The 20111-nt window shown below is 46.8% G+C and carries 15 protein-coding genes; 2 read left to right on the top strand and 13 right to left on the bottom strand.

Annotated elements, in window-relative coordinates:
- Positions 1-44 precede the first annotated feature (44 nt).
- Positions 45-911, bottom strand: a complete 867-nt coding sequence (gene nifH / locus GJB61_RS24420) for a nitrogenase iron protein (protein ID WP_154121640.1) — start codon at positions 909-911, stop codon at positions 45-47.
- Positions 912-916: 5 nt separating this feature from the next.
- Positions 917-2272 carry a nitrogenase cofactor biosynthesis protein NifB gene (gene nifB / locus GJB61_RS24415; RefSeq protein WP_229522426.1) on the bottom strand — a complete coding sequence of 452 codons (1356 nt, stop codon included), beginning with the start codon at positions 2270-2272 and terminating at the stop codon, positions 917-919.
- Positions 2273-2901: 629 nt separating this feature from the next.
- On the opposite strand from nifB, the gene GJB61_RS24410 reads away from it, so the two are divergent.
- Positions 2902-3726 (top strand): TerC family protein, encoded by an 825-nt coding sequence (locus GJB61_RS24410; RefSeq protein WP_154121638.1) that lies wholly within the window; start codon positions 2902-2904, stop codon positions 3724-3726.
- Positions 3727-3794: 68 nt separating this feature from the next.
- Here GJB61_RS24410 and GJB61_RS24405 read toward each other — a convergent pair whose 3' ends face one another.
- The 5 genes from GJB61_RS24405 to GJB61_RS24385 all read right to left on the bottom strand — a co-directional run bounded on the left by GJB61_RS24405 (position 3795) and on the right by GJB61_RS24385 (position 9945).
- Positions 3795-4637 carry a methyl-accepting chemotaxis protein gene (locus GJB61_RS24405; RefSeq protein ID WP_229522425.1) on the bottom strand — a complete coding sequence of 281 codons (843 nt, stop codon included), beginning with the start codon at positions 4635-4637 and terminating at the stop codon, positions 3795-3797.
- 174 nt (positions 4638-4811) lie between these two features.
- A complete protein-coding gene (locus tag GJB61_RS24400; RefSeq protein WP_154121637.1) occupies positions 4812-7166 on the bottom strand; it encodes a YcdB/YcdC domain-containing protein in 2355 nt (784 codons plus the stop codon).
- A gap of 420 nt (positions 7167-7586) precedes the next feature.
- On the bottom strand, positions 7587-8879 hold the full coding sequence (locus GJB61_RS24395; RefSeq protein WP_229522424.1) for a sensor histidine kinase: 1293 nt from the start codon (positions 8877-8879) through the stop codon (positions 7587-7589).
- 34 nt (positions 8880-8913) lie between these two features.
- A complete protein-coding gene (locus GJB61_RS24390) occupies positions 8914-9630 on the bottom strand; it encodes a response regulator transcription factor (RefSeq protein ID WP_195724460.1) in 717 nt (238 codons plus the stop codon).
- 60 nt (positions 9631-9690) lie between these two features.
- Positions 9691-9945, bottom strand: coding sequence for an FAD/FMN-containing dehydrogenase (locus tag GJB61_RS24385; RefSeq protein ID WP_154121635.1), 255 nt, complete (start codon positions 9943-9945; stop codon positions 9691-9693).
- Between the two features lie 139 nt (positions 9946-10084).
- On the opposite strand from GJB61_RS24385, the gene GJB61_RS24380 reads away from it, so the two are divergent.
- The gene (locus GJB61_RS24380; RefSeq protein WP_154121634.1) at positions 10085-11035 is read left to right on the top strand and encodes a serine hydrolase domain-containing protein; all 951 of its coding nucleotides are present in this window, start codon (positions 10085-10087) and stop codon (positions 11033-11035) included.
- 483 nt (positions 11036-11518) lie between these two features.
- On the opposite strand, the gene GJB61_RS24375 is transcribed toward GJB61_RS24380, so the two are convergent.
- From GJB61_RS24375 to GJB61_RS24350, 6 genes are all read right to left on the bottom strand, one after another.
- Positions 11519-12214 (bottom strand): ABC transporter permease, encoded by a 696-nt coding sequence (locus GJB61_RS24375; protein WP_229522423.1) that lies wholly within the window; start codon positions 12212-12214, stop codon positions 11519-11521.
- Positions 12215-12264: 50 nt separating this feature from the next.
- A complete protein-coding gene (locus GJB61_RS24370; protein WP_154121632.1) occupies positions 12265-13041 on the bottom strand; it encodes an ABC transporter ATP-binding protein in 777 nt (258 codons plus the stop codon).
- Complete coding sequence (locus GJB61_RS24365) at positions 13022-14014, bottom strand: ABC transporter substrate-binding protein (RefSeq protein WP_195724459.1); 993 nt, start codon at positions 14012-14014, stop codon at positions 13022-13024. Before GJB61_RS24365 ends, GJB61_RS24370 begins: the two co-directional genes overlap by 20 nt.
- Positions 14015-14335: 321 nt before the next feature.
- Entirely contained in the window at positions 14336-16657 is a 2322-nt protein-coding gene (locus tag GJB61_RS24360) for a glycoside hydrolase family 3 N-terminal domain-containing protein (protein ID WP_154121631.1), read from the bottom strand.
- Between the two features lie 41 nt (positions 16658-16698).
- Positions 16699-18294, bottom strand: coding sequence for a response regulator transcription factor (locus GJB61_RS24355; RefSeq protein ID WP_154121630.1), 1596 nt, complete (start codon positions 18292-18294; stop codon positions 16699-16701).
- Entirely contained in the window at positions 18284-20089 is a 1806-nt protein-coding gene (locus tag GJB61_RS24350; RefSeq protein WP_154121629.1) for a sensor histidine kinase, read from the bottom strand. The genes GJB61_RS24355 and GJB61_RS24350 overlap by 11 nt, the downstream gene beginning before the upstream one ends.
- Positions 20090-20111 lie beyond the last annotated feature (22 nt).

Here is a 20111-nt window from a genome sequence, read left to right as displayed (position 1 = left end):
GTCTCTCCACTCTCGTTCACCGGACGACTTATTCGGCATGTATCTTATTGACCAGCAGCTTGCAACTTCTTGATTGCAGCTTCTTCGTCTTCAATAATACCGAATTCCATGAGCAGTTCTTCCAGCTCTTCCATCGTAATAGGAGTAGGGATAGTCATCATTTTATTGTTCAGGATTTTCTCGGCTAGAATTTCGTATTCCTTTGCTTGTTGATGCTCAGGGTTATATTGGGCCACTGTCATTCTGCGAAGTTCCGCATGTTGAACAACATTATCACGAGGTACAAAGTGAATCATTTGCGTGTTCAAACGACGTGCAAGCTCAATGATCAGTTCGTCTTCACGGTCAGTATTACGGCTGTTACAGATCAGACCGCCCAGTCTAACACCACCAGTAGTTGCATATTTCAAGATACCGCGAGCGATATTATTTGCAGCATACATAGCCATCATTTCACCGGAACATACGATGTAAATCTCCTGTGCTTTACCTTCGCGAATTGGCATTGCGAAACCGCCGCATACTACGTCGCCCAGTACGTCATAAGATACAAAATCAAGTCCTTCATAAGCACCTTGTTGTTCCAAAAAGTTAATGGCTGTAATAATACCGCGGCCTGCACAGCCAACACCTGGTTCTGGTCCGCCACATTCTACATTTAGAATATCGCCGTAACCCGTTTGTAGTACATCTTCAAGTTCCAGATCCTCAACGGTTCCCATTTCTGCGGCCAGCTGAAGCACCGAGTTCTGAGCTTTAGTGTTCAAGATCAATCGTGTGGAGTCTGCCTTAGGGTCACAACCTACGATCATAATTTTTTGATTGAATTTTGTAGCCAATTGAGCTAAAGTGTTCTGGGAAGTTGTGGATTTACCGATACCGCCTTTACCGTAGAAAGCTATTTGTCTCATTGTTATCATCCCTTCGAAATGTTTATATTTTCAAAATAAGAGCTGTACTTCACACTTTCGAGAATGGCTTCCTGTACATCACCTTTGCGAACTAGAGGCAATACTCCGACTTTATTCAAGCTGGCGCGCGGGGCGTCACCAATACCGGAGCAGAGAAGAATGCGGCAATCTTTTAATATAGAAACAATCTCCTGCAACGTTGCATCCTTGTCACCATTACAATCAGCTGTGCCGTGGCAGTAAGCCTGTATCTTGCGGACACCGAGCAGCTTTACTTCCGCTCCATCGGTATCGTAAATCATGAACTCTGTGGCGTGGCCAAAATGCTGATTGACCTTGTCTCCGCCTCTTGTAGCAACAGCGACTCTGATCGTTTGCGCTCCTGCTTCTATGGAGCCCAGTCTTGCCTGCTTCGCTGTTACACGTTGGCGAATCTTGGTATCCAGATCAACTTGGAACAATTCTCTAGCTTCATGATTAATGACTGGATCTGCTTCCATCGTATCGAGACCGAAGTCCTGATTGCGATCCTGACCTAACAGCCCGATAGCATCGGCCCGACATTGTCGGCAGTGGCGCATGACCTTCATTCCATCACGGCCGAGCAGTTCTTGCAGGTTGTTCAGTTCCTTTGGACGCGGCGCTTTGCGACCGTCCTTCTCATACTGGCTGCCTGGAGCGATAATTAACGGTGTAACATTGTGCAGTGTGGCCCCGAGCTCTTTTACTCTTTTGGACACTGCGGGAAGATGATGATCATTGACCCCTGGAATCATAATGGAATTGACTTTGACAAGAATACCCTGCTTGGCTAACAATTCAAGACCCAAAAGCTGGCGGCTAATTAATAGCTCGGCTGCTTCCCTGCCTTCGTACCGCACACCCTCATCAACTACCCAAGGATAAATCTCACGGCCGACATCAGGGTCGATAGCGTTGATTGTGATCGTCACATGGCGGATACCCAATCTCACGATTTCATCCACATGGCGGTAAACCGTTAAGCCATTAGTGCTTAAGCATAAGGCTACATCGGGCACATGCTGCTTCACACGTTCAAACGTATCAAATGTTCTTTCCGGATCAGCCAGCGGATCACCAGGGCCAGCAACACCAACCACGGACAACTGCATCAATTGAGCTGCTACCCCTTTAACCTTGCGCTCCGCTTGTTCCGGAGTAAGTACCTCACTGACCACACCCGGCCTACTTTCATTCACACAGTCGAATTTGCGGTTACAGTAATTGCACTGGATGTTACAGGCGGGAGCAACCGGGATGTGCATCCTGGCAAAAAACCGATGTGCTTCCTCGCTGTAGCAAGGGTGGCGGCTAAGCTCCTCCTCTGCTTCATTAGACATACACGACGACGGCGACGGCTTCATTTTCCCACCTCCTAAAAGTTTTACGGAGCATTTACTTCTTGATTGCGGTTCGCAGTAAAACTCTTTTGTAAGATTGTAATTATTCGTATGTCATGTTTTCTTACAACAACCTTGCTCAACTCGCTTTTATAGCTTCATCATATTTTCAAATAGGGGTACCGTCAATTAGCTTCACGCTTAAAAAGCCCTATTTTACCTTGTGTTTGCAGTTTCGTCATATGAGATGTCACCTTATCTAACTCGCACTTATCATGTTTCCGTTTCCATTCCATGTGTTTTTCTAATGATATTTATTCTCATAGGTGTTGACAACGATTCTCAAGTCGTATATGATAGTTTTAAATCAATTACGTATCTAATAAAATTTAATATACATCCCGTAAAGGGGAGTAGCTGTTAAATAAAGCCGTCAATACGGGAGTATGAGGATATTCCCCGGTTTTATTGGCAATTAGTTATTGTTAGCGAGACCTTTACCAATCAGGTTACCTTTATTCCAAAGGTTAATCTGTTTGGTAAAGGTCTTTTTTATATAGTTTTGATAAATAATGGTATAAAAAGTTTCATTTTTGAAAATATTTACATTTGAAAGGGAGGAATTAATAATGGATTTGGGATTGTTTTTAGAATACGGATGGGTCTTGCTCGTTCTCGTAGCACTTGAGGGGTTGCTCGCCGCAGATAACGCACTGGTCTTGGCAATTATGGTTAAGCACCTTCCTGATGAGGAAAGAAAGAAAGCTCTCTTTTACGGATTGGCCGGGGCATTTGTGTTCCGTTTCGGTTCACTCTTCATTATCTCTTATCTGGTCGATATTTGGCAGGTACAAGCTATCGGTGCCCTTTATCTGTTATTTATCGCCTTGAACCATATCTTCCGAAAGCTGATATTCAGGAAGACAGTTACGGAAGAAGCCAATGAGAGTGGTACACAGGCCGTCGTCAAAAAGAAATCCAGCTTCTGGTTCACAGTATTAAAGGTTGAGGTTGCTGACATCGCCTTTGCTGTCGATTCCATTCTGGCAGCTGTTGCGCTGGCCGTTGCGCTTCCGGCAAGTGGACTTCCTAATATCGGTGGCCTTGACGGTGGACAGTTCCTTGTTATCTTTGCGGGTGGATTTATCGGATTGGTTATTATGCGGTTCGCCGCTTCCTTTTTCGTCAAGTTGCTTCATTCCCGTCCAGGTCTTGAACTGGCAGCCTTCTTTATCGTCGGTTGGGTCGGCATTAAGCTAACCGTTATTACTCTAGCTCACCCTTCACTGGGCGTTCTATCCGAATCATTCGCACATAGCACTTGGTGGAAACTCACTTTCTATGTCGTACTCGTTCTAATTGCAACGCTTGGCTGGTTCCTGAGCAGCACAGTGGTTGAAGAGCATGTCGACGAGAATCCAATTAAAGAAGTGGATGAACAACTAGGTAAGTAAAGCATCCTGTATTTTGTATTACAATAGAAACCGCCCTCTGACTTAAAATCAGAGGGCGGTTTCTTCATTCATATGAGCCGGGCTATCTTCTCAATTTCAACTGCAGAAGCAGCCAGTTCCTGCATGGAGGCGGATATTTCTTCAGTAGATGCGGCCTGTCGCTCGCTTTGCGACAAGCATTCAAATAGTGTCTCATCAATGCGATTGATGTTATTCTTAATTGTAAGCAAGATACTCGCGATCTCCTTAGCGGATTCCGCACTGGAGACTGCCATTTTGCGAATCTCCTGTGCCACAACACCAAATCCCCGACCATGCTCGGCGGCATGTGCAGCTTCGATGGCGGCATTGAGTCCCAGCAAATTGGAGTTATCCGCTACTTTTTTTATAAAATCCAAAATTTCATCCGTCTTACGCAATTCTTGAACAACATTTTGGCCCAAGAGCTTGAGGTCGCTTATCGTATTGGCTAAGTCAGAAGCAGTAACCGCTATTTCTTCAGAGGTTGCATTGATCTCTTCCGAGGTTCTCGCCAGAGAATTGGCCGCGAAACTTAAGGTTTCCTGATTCTTCAGGCTAATTCCTATGGTAAAGACACCAATAACCGCTCCAGCATCGTCTCTTATAGGCAAGGATGAAGATTTAAAGGGCAGGCCATAAATTTCTTTCGGAATATTTGCGCTGACATTTTCCCCACTGTCCAGTGCCTGCCTGATTCCGCCACTACTTGGAATGGGCATCCCGATTTGAATCTTTATATCTAATTCATTACCCGGCAGATAATAGATAAAGGTTTCCGTATTGGCTAATGCGAACATGACATCAATCGGAAACAGCTTCTGCACTAAAGGTAGAGAGATTCCCAAGGAATCCAATAATCGCTCAACCTCATTCTCATATTGTTTATTCAATTTTTTAACCGCTCCCCGTAAAGATTTACGCCAATTATAGCATAAGGGAAAATAAGCCCGTACCCTTATTTGTCCTTGCCATACGGATCGAGGGAAGCTTAGTAATTAAGTTTAAAAAAGCCTGCTTACCCGCCATAAAGACGGGAAGCAGGCCTCTCCAACTAGGCAGATTAATTATTGCCCGATGGTCTGATCGGTCTTACCTTGCAGCTCCACCAGCTTCATGATGACAGACGCGGCCAGCGCTTTTGTTACACTTTGCTGCGGATTAAATTTACCATTGTCAGCCTGCAGCAACCCAAGTTTCACAACAACGGCTACTGCTCCCTTATTTATTATGGATGAGCTATCACTGAATTGGCTCACTGCTGTATCTTTATCCAGGAATGCCGAAATTTTATTGTATTTCAAGAAAGAAGTCAGCTGGACAGCAAGTTGTTCCCGGGTAAGTTTGCTCTCTGTCTGCAACACAATATCTTTGCTGATCCAACCGTGCTCTGCAGCAAAGTAGACTGCATCGAAATACGGATTCTCCAGATTTACTCCAGCCACTGCTTTGCGATCACTGCCATTATAGTAGGTAGCATAAGTCGGTGTGGAGGCCTTAGCAATTAGGGTAAGCCAATCACCTACGGTTATTTCCTGTTCTGGATTCACTTTGCCGTCGGCCTCAGGAGTAAGCACGTTATATTTCACAAGCTCTGACAGTTCTTTTTCTGCCCAATGCCCTTTCAAGTCGGTCGTGGTGATTGGAGTCCCCTGAAGTGCATTGGTAGGATAGCACGATACCCATTTCCCTGTGACTGCGTCCAGTACCTCTAAAGACTTCCCGGAATCCGTTGGAACGGGTGTATAGGTAAGCTTAACTGACGGTGTCACATACGTATTATTCACAGTAAATCCGCCTATTTGAGTATATTGCAGCTGCGGTTTATATTGATTTTGATAAATCGCAAGCGCTTCCTGCTTCGTTATTGTTGCATCCGCAGGTACTTGGGCTATCTTCTCAAGACCTGTATTTCGGTAGGTGCTGTAGTCTTGCAGTCTGCCATAAAGATCCACAGTAATATTAACATTGCCATCACTTACCGGGATTCCTTTGTAGTAACGGATAAATTGGTACCGGTAACCTGTTCCGCCCGGCACCACGTTCCAATCTCCCCCATACTGGACAAGCTTCAGCTCACTACTTGCCTTGGCATATAGAAGATTAACGAGCTCTAAGCTCTTTAGCTTGGCTTCCGCCTGGGTAATCTTCTTGCCTCCAGTAGGAGCAGGCTGAGGTTTGGTTACCTCTGGATAGTTCAATTGTTCAGCCTGGAACGATAATATTTGACCTGTGAGCGCATCGACCTCTGCTGTAGATTGTGCGGTCCCCCCATAGAAATGGTCGCCTTCTGACCAAGTCAATCTCCAGATCTTTCTGCCGGGCGTCTGGTAATCATCACTTAGCGATTTGGAGAGCAGCTTTCGTCCAGCAGGAATAAAGGCGACCTGCTCCACCAACTTAGCCGCTTCCTCTGCGGAAAGTTCTGTACTGGCACTTCTTAACTGAAGAAACTTCTTACTCTGCGGCACATCGGCATAGGTCATTGGTAAAGTAGAGTCGTTCCCTTCACTATTCATTCTTTTTCCAGTGATCGCATCTACAGAATATAGTGCTTGCTCCACTGGACGCCAGCCTATAATCCAGTTGTTCCTCGTTCCATTCTTGTAAATCGGAATGTAATAAAGCCCTACCTCAAAGCTGTCTGCGAACTTCTTCTCCGCTTCTGCCTGTGTCATAGTCGGCTTAGCTGCCGGGTAATCAAACCCATTTGCCACCTTGTAGAATTGCAGTACATTACCACTGCCATCTATAGTAACCTGCAGACCCTCCGCTGCTGAAGGGATACCATTCTTAAGTAACTTGTAAATAAAATTATATTGAACCGGCCCAAATAGTGCAGCATTATTTATATTATAAAGACTATTCTCATCCAACTGCAGTTCGCTGCTCTTAATGGATGGGACGGCTTTGACAATAAAGGCTTCTACCTTCTTCAATGCCTGCGCCTGTGATATTTCAGGCGGATAATAGGACACATTCTCCTGCAGAGGGATGGAGATATAGGTATTAATTAGATCTCCGTTGTTTGCATCCACAGTACTGCTGAATCCATATGTCGAATTGCCAACCCGGTATTGCCACTGAATGGTCCAGGCCATTTGATTCGGAAAAGGGGGATAGCTGGTGCTAGAGCCTAGCTCTACACTGGAAGCAGTCGCCTCCTTTAGCGCGGGAAAGAGCTCCTTCACTTTAGCAATCGCTTCTTCTTTCGTAATTTTCACCTTTGCTGGATCTGCCTTAACTGTTGTAGCAGCGGTTTGCTCACTACTTGTTGTTAAGGATACGAAAGTGGCAGCTGATGAAGCGGTACTTGAGCTAGCCCCGGCCAACCCAGCTGGTAAAAGCAGGGCAAGTGCCACAGTGGTAATAAGTGCTGTTCTGGTAGTCTGATGAATATCATGAGTGCTGTTGCTCTTCAAAAGATTTCATCCTCTCTAATCTGATATCCTTCTAATTATAAAGATAATTTCATTATTTTTCCATAATTAATGCACGACAGGAAATTCTCTAAGCCAACAAAAAAAGCCCACTTCCGTCCTAAAAAAGGACGAAAGAAGGCTTAATAAGTTGAACTAGAAAACTTAACAAAAGGTAAAAGTAACGGAGGGGGATTTGGGAACTGCAGGAGCGATAGCGACCGCCCATAAGCTTTCCTACGGAAAGCTCGCATCGTAAGCATTAGCTGTCTCTGGATTTCATCCACTAAAGCGGAATAAATCAAGAAATCAGGAGACAACAGCGGCCGGAAGTCCAAACATTCACCGCAGTTACGATTAAAGCCGATTCAGCAAAATCTTAAGTTCTACTTATATAAATTTATTAGTACTCTATCTTTCTCCTCATTTAGGGAAATACACGCTGAAGTCCGAACCCTTACCCAGAATACTCTGAACCGCAACCTTGCCTCCATGCGCTTCCACAATTGCCTTTACGATAGCCAAACCAATTCCCGCTCCACCAGTCTTCCGGTTGCGCGACTTCTCACCGCGGTAAAAGCGCTCGTAAATAAACGGCAATTCCTCAGGAGAGATCCCAAGCCCTGTATCTGTAATGGTCACCTTGATCTCAGAAGGTTCTTCGGTGATCCACACCTCAATCCGGCCTTCCTTGGTATATTTGTAGGCATTATTCAGCAGATTCACAAACACCTGCACTAGACGTTCGTAATCCCCTGTCATAAATACCTCAGCATCCTCATGTACCGTCAATGAAAGGCTCTGCTTTTCTAGCTGTGCTGCTATGGAATTCACAGAATCATGGATCACATGATTGAGGATAAGACTCTCCTGTCGCAACTGTATCATCGGATTCTCGGCTGCACTCAATTTCTCCAGATCACTAATGAGCTGCACCAGCCGGATCACTTGATCATGGCAAACCTGCAGCTTGTCGGGTGTTGCTTCCCACACTCCATCCTGAAAGGCTTCGATATGACTCTGAATGGTAGTCAATGGAGTGCGCAGTTCATGGGCTACATCTGCCGTCAGATTCTTCCGCAATCTCTTCTGCTGCTGTAAGGTATCGGCAAGGAAGTTAAGCGCCCGGCCCACTTCTTCCACTTCTGTTTCTCTTTCCGTAAGCGTAATTCTTTGTGATAAATCGCCTTCCCGCATTCGCACTGCAATCTCCTTGATCTGAATAAGCGGACGGCTGATGCCGCGGGCAATAAATCTGCTGTACAGATACGCCCCAGCAAGCACCAGAATAAGTGCCCCCCAAGAATACCAGTTGAACATTTGCAGGAAACTCTGGTTTTGCATTTGCATGGCCCCGCCATTGCCGCGCATTTCTAAGGTTCCGATTCTTAACCCATCCTTTATTACGGGATAGGTGGCAACAGTCCCTGTCGCTGTCGAAGGCATAGACATGCCCATCATTCCCCCATTCCACACCAGCTTGCCATCCACATCATAGATGCTGATATCATAATTGCGCTGCATAGCTTGATGGGAAACTCCCATAAGTGTGTTCATTGCCCATGGATTCGCCGGGTTGTAGGACACCTGCAGGTCTTCCAGCAGATAACCAGCTTCTGTCCTCTGCTGGTTATCGATGTATTTGCCGAACGAGATATTCATCACTAGGTTCACTAGAAGCATGACAACCAGCAGCGAGCATAAGGCTACACTCATATGAGATAGAAGCAGTTTTTGGCGAAGTCCACCTCTAAACATCTTCGTTCACCTGAAATTTATAGCCAATACCAAACACTGTCGCAATAAATACAGGTCGCTTGGGGTCATCTCCTATCTTCTGCCTAACATTCTTGATGTGTACATCAATCGTCCGCTCATACCCTTCAAAGGTATCGCCTTGAATCAGATTAACTAATTCGAGACGGCTGAAAGCCCGTTTGGGATGCCGTGACAGAATCTCCAGCAGCTTAAATTCGATGGGTGTCAAAGAAACCGCTTCTCCATCCACCCAAATCTCATGCAGCTCCGGATCGATGCTCAAGCGTCCACCTCCGAAGACCACTGTATTCTCGCCTCTCCGCTCCGTCTGCAGTTGTGCTCTTCGCAACAGACTGATTACCCGGACAAGCAGCTCGCGTGGACTAAAGGGCTTCGTAATATAATCATCCGCTCCCATCAGCAGACCCTTCACCATATCGTCCTCACTGCTCTTGGCAGTTAGCATAAGAATGGGAATGTTGGATTTCTTGCGAATGGTGCGGCAAACCTCTTCACCAGAAATATCCGGCAGCATTAAATCAAGCACCACCAGATCGGGCCGGAGATTCTCAAAGAGCTGCAGCGCCCCTTTTCCCGAATCAGCTTCATACACAATATAGTTGCTTTTCTCCAGATAAGCCTTGATGACCTGAAGAATATCATTTTCATCATCCACAATTAGAATGGTCGCCGTATTCACACTCATCATCCCCCAACTATAAAAAAAGACCTCAGCACTAGCTCAGAGGTCTATCGTATCAGGCTTCCCTTAAAAATTCATCATATTACTGCGATTGTTTGAGCTATTCATCATACTTCCCATACCTGTTCCATTATTCTTCTGACAGTTATCCGCCATATCCTTGATCTGGGCAACAGTCAAATCGGGATGCATCTGCTTCGCAAAAGGCAGCATCTGTTCAAAGAAGCTTTCACCTTTATCTGTACCTGCCGCCGCATACACACTAGTGCCAATACCCATTAACAGTACCAACGCCGCAATACCTAACCCTAGTTTTTTCATGGTCGTTCCTCCTTCTTATGGATACAGCATAACTCAAAGATGTGAAGAACTAATGGGCAAGATGTGAAGAAGTTATAAAGGAACTATTTGAACTCCATCCATGAATCTGATAAATTTGAGCAGCAAGGAGATGATTAGCATGCATAGCATGGAACTTCAGCCGCTCATTCGCGGCCTCACTGACCTGGAAATAAGCAGCTGTCTGATCACCCAGAAGGGTACAGCAGTGCTGGAATATTACGATGAACCTCAAACAGCCGCAGAACTCAGCAAAATAAATTCATGCACCAAAAGTGTACTCGCAGCACTGATCAGCATAGCCATAGATCAACATATTGTACCGCCTCCCCATACGCCCATTATTGAGTTCTTCTCCCAACTGGGACAAGATAGTGACATCCGGAAGCGTCAGATCACCCTTGCCCATTTGCTGACGATGTCCTCAGGCTTTAACTGGACCGAATTCGGCGGGCAAAATTCTTTCCCTACCATGACCAAGACGGCGGACTGGGTACAATTTGTCCTGTCCCAGCCGCTCGCCGATTTACCAGGGACACGAATGGTCTACAACTCCGGCAACTCCCAGCTATTATCGGCTATTCTAAGACAAGCCACGGGACAATCGGTAGCCGAATTTGCGGAAGAACAGATGTTCCAGCCGCTTGGCATCACGGACTACCGCTGGGATACCGATCCGCAAGGTATTCATACCGGCGGCTTCGGACTGTATCTCAAACCGCAGGATATGAGCACATTTGGTCAGCTTTATTTACAGCAGGGACGCTGGAAAGGAGATCAGCTCATTTCTTCTGCAACTGTACAGCATTCCACTTCTCCGCTTATTGAAGTAAATCCACCGCATACGGGGTTTTACGGCTGGCACTGGTGGATTTCTTCCTTTTCCAATGGGATAGAGCACCAAGACGAGGTTGTTTATCATTATGCACGCGGCTTCGGGGGGCAATTTATCATCGTTGTGCCGTCCTATGAGCTCGTCTGCGTCATCACCAAAAATAAACATCGTAAGAACAGTGCACCTGTTGACGTATTCCGTCAGTACATTGTGCCTTATCTTCTACAGCAGGGGTAAGATATTAGATGAGTAAATATTGGAGTAAAACCGCTGTCTGCGGATTACTGTAGGAACAGAGAATGAAATGCAGAAGCTGATCGAGGCCATGGAGGTTATAACGAACGACGGTTAGTCAAACCAATCACAAGGAATTCCAAGCGATATTAGAGTCACTCTCTAAACTTTCCTGTATAAAACACAACAATATTTGTTCTATCTACTCCTCAGTCAGTAAATGCTGTATCAAATCCAACTTTAGCCAACTGTAGAGTCTCTTTTGAAATGGAATCTTGTATTTCCTCCAATAATTCAACTTTAATAGTCTTTTTTCGATAGTAATGTTGTAAAAAGTACAGGATTTAGCCAAGCCTGCTATTCACAGCAAATATGTACATCCAATTCATCCGAATGAGCCCTCTGACGACAGTCTACTTGATATGCAAAAAGCCTACCTTCATCCAATAAGGACAAGGGTAGACTCTTTTTGTGCAGCGGCTAATACTAATTCCGCCACTTCATGAACTTATAATCGAGCACATCCACCAGCAGAAACAATACAAAACCCACAAGACTGAACAGCATAATCCCCGCGTACATCTCCGGGTAATCGAGCCTTAACCAGGCATCCATAATGAAAAAGCCCATGCCGTGCTCTGTTCCATAAATCTCCGTGAAGAAAAGAACAGAAATCGCTGTTCCAAGTGAAATCCGGATCGTGCTGAGAATCACGGACAACGCGCCGGGCAGCATTACATTCCAGAATTTCTGGGCGGTGCTGGCCCCAATACTGGTTAAGACATCATAAGTGCTGTCGGGAATCGCCTTGACTCCATCTCTGACGGATATGATGACTTGAAAGAGCAGGATCAACATAATCATCAGAATTTTGGAAACCTCGCCAAGTCCGAAGAATAACATCACCACTGGCAGCAAAGCAATCTTGGGCACAGGATACGTCAGATAAACTACCGGGTCCAAGAGCTTATTCCAAACCTGGGAACGTCCCATAAGCAGGCCAATGAGCAGACCCACAATTAACGCGATAATCACCCCGGCAAAAATACGAAACAGACTGTAGCTGATATTAAGCCAAAGATCCTTCGCTTCCAAATGAGCCATTGCATTATAAACAGCCAAGGGACTAGGCAGAATGGGATGATTCATCAGCAAATAGGCGATATACCAGACCACATTCATACACAGAAACACCAATAATAGTCTTGCTAGATGATGGAACCGCCGTATGTTTACCATTTCTCCTGCATTACCTTTCTGATTGCCTTAGTCTGCTCAAAGAATTCATCGCTGTCCCGTTTATGCTCATGCTTCATTTGAAAGACGGAATGATTATCGACAATCTCCGGCATTTCTTCCTTGTTGGAAGGCATGATGATTACTTTTTGACCGAGCAGAATCGCTTCTTCCACATCATGGGTTACAAATAACGTCGTAGCCGGGTTCGCCAGCCAATTATCCAAAAAGAGCTCCTGAAGAGTTTCCCGCGTGATCGCATCGAGTGCGGAGAAAGGTTCGTCCAGCAATAAAATCGTCGGCAGGATAGCAAAAGCACGGGCAATTGCCACTCTCTGCTGCTGCCCCCCACTGAGCGAGAGTGGATAACGTCCCGCTAATTCAGCGATTCCCATAGAGGTAAGCCAATGCTTAATCTGCACTTCCTGCTCCTGTTTATGCAGCCCTTCAGGATGGCTGATCTTCATCGCGATCCCGATGTTGGCTTGAACCGTTTTCCAAGGCAACAATCCGTAATTCTGCGGAACGAGACCGATCAGCGTTTCTTTGGCATGCACGGATTTTCCGTTAAACAGCAGTTCTCCCGTATAGCTAGGCAGCAGGCCGGCAATAGCTCGCAATAACGTAGACTTTCCGCTGCCGGACGGTCCGATAATCGTATAAATCCCATGTTCCGGCAACGTCAATTCAACATGCCCTAATGCCAATTGACCGCCCTTGTACTCCACTTTAAGATCCTTGATGCTCAGTCCGCTATTTCTTGAATTGGACATCAGAGATCACATCTTCAGCCGCTATATTTTTAGTAAGGAGTCCCACTTCTCGCGCCCAGACAAAAGCGGCTTCCACTTGTTTCACATCCACTTGATTAGCTGGCAGGTAATCAGGCACTTTAATATCAGCTTTTAATGTATCGGGATAACCCACTTCTTTGATAATCAGATCGATATATTCCGCTTGGTCATGGGATTTCATATAAGCAACCGCTTCATCATAGGCTGCATACATAGCTTGAATAGCCGGTCCTTTGGCATCAATCGCACTCTGCGGGAAAGCAAGCACAAACGGATTCACGCCAGCCGCTAGAGTGGAGCTCAATACACGCAGGCCCGCAGCTTTACCCATAGTCACAAAAGGCTCGGGCAAAATAGCTGCATCGGCCTTGTTATTCTTGAGCAGCTCCAGCCGAGTCGGGATTTGTGGTACCTCTGTTACCAACACATCATCTTCCGTCAGGCCAGCCTGCTTCAGGATCATGGCTACCGTATATTGTGTAGACGTATTTTTGGACAAAATCACGGACTTTCCTTTAAGATCCTTCACTTCCTTGATCTCATCATTGCCAGTCAGCAAATCGAATTCACCAAAAGTTGTGCTCGTAATCTTCACATCAAGCCCGGCCTCATTATAAATGGCTATTGCGACCAAATCGGCGCTGAGCCCGTCCACCTTACCCGCTTGAAATGCCACATCGCGATCTTTAGCGCTCTTAAACGTCTGAATCGCAAGATTCACACCGTGTTCCTTATCAAAGCCTTGGGAATGAGCAACTATAAAAGGAATGGCATCAATCGAGGGCAATAATCCCAGTGACAACGTTGGCGTTTCTGCCGCCGGGGAGGCTGCCGCATCTCCAGTGCCTTCCGTATTTGCATTTTTAGCTGTACTGCAACCAACTGCAAGGGTACTAATGATAGCCACCAGCATAAACAGCATAAGTATTTTTTTCATTGATGTTCTCTTCATGAATCTCTCCAGCCTCCATATTCTTATCTGTAGTTAACCGCATATCTTTGCGCAAAAATTCACAAATAGACATGTGAATAGTCCTTCAAACTTGTCCGGTAAGTCTCAAGTAATGCAATTTTACACTAAACATAATATTTTGTATATTTATAAATTGAAATAGTTCGAGTCAGCTGCGTACATCATATATGATTCGCTCTTCTAACTTGGCGATGTGCGTTTTATAGTCAAAAAAGAGGCAGTAGCCTCAAGAGATGAGGTACTGCCTCGTTTCATTTAACCTGATCATTAATTTGCTTGGCTCAAAATTCAGCCCACAGCTTATTCATATCCACCTGAAATCGTCAGCTCTGTCGCAACCGTATCCCGTGAGTTCCCACCAATGTGGACGGCGATGCGGCAGGGCTCTACCGCAAAGTTCATCTCCCGGTTCCAGATTGCCAGTTCCTCTGTGCCCAGGTAGAAGTTGACGGTTTGATATTCACCCGGAAGCAGCTCAAGCTTGCAAAAGCCTTTAAGCTCGGCAAAACGCCGGGTAATGCCGGACTCACGGGCCTGAATATACAACTGGACTGTTTCAAATCCGCTTCGTTCGCCCGTATTCTTGACGCCGACCGTAACGGTAACCTTCGTTCCCTGCTCCAGCTCAGAGGCGGAAATACTGTCTTGGGACAAGGAAATATGCTCATAATTAAAAGCCGTATAGCTCAATCCGTAACCAAAAGGATACAGAGCAGCAGAAGGCATATCGACATAAACGCGCGGCCGTCCAGGGTCCTTCTGGTTATAATAGACAGGAAGCTGCGCCGCAGAACGTGGAAGGGAGACAGGCAGTTTGCCGCTCGGATTAACTTTGCCGAACAGGATTTCTCCAATTGCCTTGCCGCCTTCTGTCCCTGGATACCAGGCACACAGTACCGCGCCGCAGAGGTCATCAAGGCCGGTCAGCGCATGCGGTCGACCTTGAATAATGACGGCCACAACAGGTGTGCCTGTTGCCGCAATTGCTTCAACTAGTTGTAGCTGAATACCTCCAAGCGAAAGGTCTGCGAGATCAACGCCTTCGCCGCAATCCATTTCAGATGGGTTCCCTTCCGAGACGATTGCCGCGCCATTGCTGTCAAACTCCCCGCCAAACTGGCGTGCACTGCTGCCGCCAAGCACCAGAACGGCGACATCCGCCCCTTTTGCGGCTTCAACCGCTTCCTGGATGCCTGCAGGAGACTCATCGCGGATGCCGCAGCCCAGGGCATGAACTACCGTCACGCCTTCGGGTGCTATCAAACGTATCCCCTGCAGAACCGTAGTGCCTGTCCCTTCGCGCTGGACACTCGTATAATCGCCAAGCTGGTTATACAGACGGTCCGCATTGGGGCCGATAACCGCAATCCGCCGCTGCTGTCCCGCTTCAAGTGGCAGCAAATCCCCCTCGTTCTTCAGCAGCACGACCGATTCGCGTGCCACCTGGAGGTTGATATTCCGGAAGTCTGGATGACCCACCACGTAAGTCGCCGACAGTTCCTCTACATAGGGATGCTCAAACAGGCCAAGCCGGAACTTAAGCCGCAGTACACGGCTTACCGCCCGATCGATTTCCACCTCCGAGACCTTGCCTTGCTTCACCGCTTCCTCCAAAGTCGTAAAGGATGTGTCCCATAAGCTAATATCCACACCAGCAGATAGAGCAAGCGCAGCCGCAGACTCGTAACTTCCCGTAAGCGCCAGCAGCCGATCAATCGCGCAGCCGTCAGCCATAACTATCCCGTCAAACTTCCACTCTTCCCTAAGTATGCCGGTTAACAATTCTTTATTGGCGTGACAGGGAATACCGTCAAGCTCGTTATACGCGGCCATAAAGCCGGCGACTCCAGCTTCCATACCGGCCTTGGCTCCCGGAAGATGAATTTCACGCAGCTCCCGTTGTCCAATGGCCGCAGGTCCCGCATTGCGTCCCCCTTGGGCGGCCCCTTGAGCGCATAAATGCTTGAGAACCACAGCTACCTTGTTAGGAGAAGCCAGTTCGTGTGGTTCATCACCCTGCATCCCCCGGACTGCGGCTTCCGTAAACCGGGCGGCCAAATACGGATCTTCGCTGAAGCATTCTTCGGAACGCCCCCAACGGGGATCATGCAGAATATCGAGTGCGGATACGAGCCCTACATGGGCACCCCGGCTTCTGATTTCTGCGGCTATATGGGCGTAAGCCTGTTTCATCAGCGCTGGATTCCAAGTAGAACCTACCCCCAGATTCACTGGCAGCAGCGTCCCATCCAGCGCCTGATGCCCATGCGGACATTCCTCTATCAGTAAGACGGGAACGCCCAGTCGAGTATTCTCCATGACATAACGCTGCACCTTATTCGCAGCCTTCGCGCTCCCCGCTGCTGTAATACCATTCTCATAATTCATACCGGACCAGGGATCGCTGCGGAACAAGCCGTAAAGTGCCCCCATTCCACCGCCAAAGGCGACCTCCTCTTTGAAGGAATCGCTAAGCGTAATTCCGGCATGATCCCGGACGTAGGCATTCCATCCATACATCCGCTGATTAAGCTGCCCAACCTTCTCCTGAAGCGTCATCCGGGTCAGCAAATCCTGCACTCGTTCCTCTACAGGGACGAAAGCCTGCTTGTATTTTTCCATGACGTTCCCCCCTGTTAAATGGCTGAACTTGAGCCATTTCGTTATTTCACTTGTCCGCATTCCTGGCTTGCACTGAGCCCGCGATACTCCTTCGGTGTCATACCCGTATATAACTTAAACACCGATACGAAATATTTATATTCCTTGTAGCCTACCTTGTCTGCTATTTCAAACACTTTGTCTTGGGTAGTCGCCAGCAGGTCTTTAGCGTGATCAATCCGCATCTCATTCATATATTCCGTAAAGCCTTTTCCCGTACTCTGCTTGAAAATATTACTGAAATAACTTGGTGTGATCTTCAACCAAGCCGCTACCTCAGAGGCCTTCAAATCCGCTCTGTAATGATCGGTCATATACTTCTTGGCTTTCTCAATAATCCAATAAGATTTATCGATCCCTTGCTTGTCAATCAACAACAGCAATTCCTTCATATCCTCCATCATTATCGACTCTAGCCCAGCATAGGAGTTATAGATATTCAGATCCGGTTTCACCTTATGTCCGTAATCGAGCTCGGTCATCCCACTTTTACGAAGCCGCTGCCGTAACAGCGTAAACAGCTCTTCACAGATATTCAATAACTCTGAGAGCAGAAAGCCTTTTTCCCGAAAAAAGCGGAACATCGACTCCACCAGCAGTTGCACTTCATCCGTGTTCTGTTTGAATAAATTGGACACCAAGTTCTGCACCATATCCGTAATATCAAAGTTCGGCAGTGTCCGGTTTACTCCTATTACATCTCTATACTCCGACTGCAGAATAGGGAGGCCTTCCAGTACATAATACAAGAGCAATTCATGCGCTTCAGCACAGCGGTCGGAAGTATCACTGAGGTCGGTATAGAATCGGGAAGCCCCACAGTAAAGACTGGCCCCACCTGGCAGCGAAGGAATCGACGATGCCAGCAGTTCATCCCAAACCTTGTGATCCAGCCAGACATCTGACACCACCAACGTAATCAGCAAATTCTCGTGATCAAAAACAGACACAGTGCGAAGGGAGTGAAGCTGCAAACTGCTGGAAAGTGTAGTAATCCATGCATCTTGAATCTCTTTATATTGCTCAGCTGCCATTCCGCCAAATCGTTCATGAAAGTTTTCCAGTTGGGTAGCTAAAATGCGGAATTGAGCCCCATGCAGCGAAGCAGGCACTTCTGCTCCGTAGGCAATCCCATGACGGGCCATATTGGAAAGCCACAACTCCATCTCCTGTGTGCTGCCTTCTTCCTCCTGCTTGCGTATACTATCAACAACACCCTTGACCACCGTTCCCAGTTCCTCGATATCCACCGGTTTGAGCAGATAGTCGCTGACGCCCAGCCGGATAGCCTGACGTGCATAGGTGAAATCCTCATAACCACTGATCATAATCACGCGCACTTTAGGAAATTTATGCTTTAGTTGCTCTGCTAATTGCATTCCGTCCATACCCTCCATACGAATATCCGAGAGCAATAAATCCACATCATGTTCCTCAACCTGCCGCAACGCTTCCTTCCCGTCATACGCTTCCCCAACGACTTCAACGCCATATTCAGCCCAGTCAATGGTGCAGCGAAGTCCTTCGCAGATGACAGGCTCGTCATCAACGATCAACATCCTTACGAGCTTGCCTTCCCTGGCTAAGTTACTGTTCATGCTGCTCACCACCAAGACTCTCGGCCTTTGTACATGGAAGCTTAAGGCGTACCCACGTTCCTTTAGCCGAAGTATTTATGATCTCCAACCCATAACCTTGTCCGAAAAAAATGGATAGTCTATCATTTATGTTAATCATGGCACCCTCCCTGTTTCCGCCCTTCTCTCCGCTTTGCAGCGAGGAGCGAACCTCATCTTCCCTAGCGGGGTCCATACCTTTCCCATTGTCGATGACATCTATCCAAATCTCATCTGCCGAGGTGTAGCCTCTCACTTTTATTTCATTTATCCCTTTTTTCCGATCCAGACCGTGCTTGATAAAATTCTCTACCAGCGGCTGAATCGTGGTCTTCAGTATTAATGCATCCATGATATCTGCTTCCATATAGAGAGAGTACTTCAGTTTATCTCCAAGACGGTGCTGCTGCAAAAACAAATAGGATTGAGCAAACTCCAGTTCCTTGCTCAATTTTGTCTGATAACTGCCATTGTTAACACTGGAACGGAAAAATTTGGACAGCATCTCGATCAATTGACTTGACTTAGAGGCCTTCTCCAAACGTGCCGTCCAGCGGATCATATCCAGCGTATTATATAGAAAATGGGGGTCCATCTGGTTCTGCATCAGCTTGAGCTCGGACTCGCGCTCCCTGAGTTCCAGCTTGTATTTGTGATCAATCAGCTGTTTAATCGTAAATACCATCTCATTAAATTTGCGGTTAAGCTCTGAAATCTCATCATAAGAGTCGACCGGAACCCGAGCATTGAAATCCCCATTTGCTACTCGGTTGGTTTCCTTCTTCAAGCGCAGTATTGGACGAATAATCGTATAGTGGAAGCCGAACAAGGCTGTTAATCCAAGCAGTAGAATTGCCGTTAAAATCACCACCATGATTATTTTGACGTCACGGAATTCTTCATCCACTTTAGCTTCCGGAATCATGGCGATCACTTTCCAACCTGTGTTCTCCATCCCTTTATACAGTGTTAAATACCGTTTCCCCTCCACCGGATAGGTAACAAAATTACTTTTGCTGGAAACCAGCTTACTCAAGAGAGCCGCATCCGGCTTGAAGTCTTCAGGCATGTTATGCTTCGATCCCAGGATGACCTGTCCTTCGGGTCCGACAATAAACACACTTCCTGCGTTATCCTTGAAGCTGCCTTTCTCAAGCAAGTTAATGATGCTGGCTTCATCCAGGCGGACGATCAGTCTACCCAGCGGTTTGGTGATTTCGTCATAAGAATTCAGCACCCGGAACAGGGACAAAATTCTGACTTCCCCGTTCCAATCGCTATTTAGCTCATAGCCCTCGGTCCAGTATATGCCACCCTTGCGCTCTATCGCCCGCCGCTCCAAGGTCTCTTCATTTCCGCTGAACGGTTCACCCATCTCAATGGAGTTGCCGTTATAACCGGAAATTTCAATCGCCCGGATGTAACCTTTAGACATGAGCTGAAACGTAAGGAAATCTTCGATATTGCGTTTAAGATTACTCTTTTGCACACTGTTCAACAGCGGATATGTCCGCAAAAACGCTCTCATGTCCGGATCGAGAATCAGATAGTTGGCAATGTCCTCCACCATCTTGGTCTGCTCTCCAAGCTGATTGGTCACGTTATCCAGATTACGATTGGTCGAATTTATGAACTGATCTCTTAGGATCTGATTAAATTTATATTGTACGACCACACCCACGCCAAAGGTCGGCAAAATGACAAAGATCAGAAAAATGACAAGCGCTTTTTGTTTTAGACCAAAGCTTCTAAGATGAAATCTGTAGCTTGTCTTCATGATCTCTTCTCCTTCGTCCGGC

The sequence above is a fragment of the Paenibacillus monticola genome (assembly GCF_009664975.1).
GTDB lineage: Bacteria > Bacillota > Bacilli > Paenibacillales > Paenibacillaceae > Paenibacillus_AQ > Paenibacillus_AQ monticola.
The sequence above is the reverse complement of the archived record's forward strand: the minus strand, read 5'-3'. Positions and strand labels throughout refer to the sequence as shown.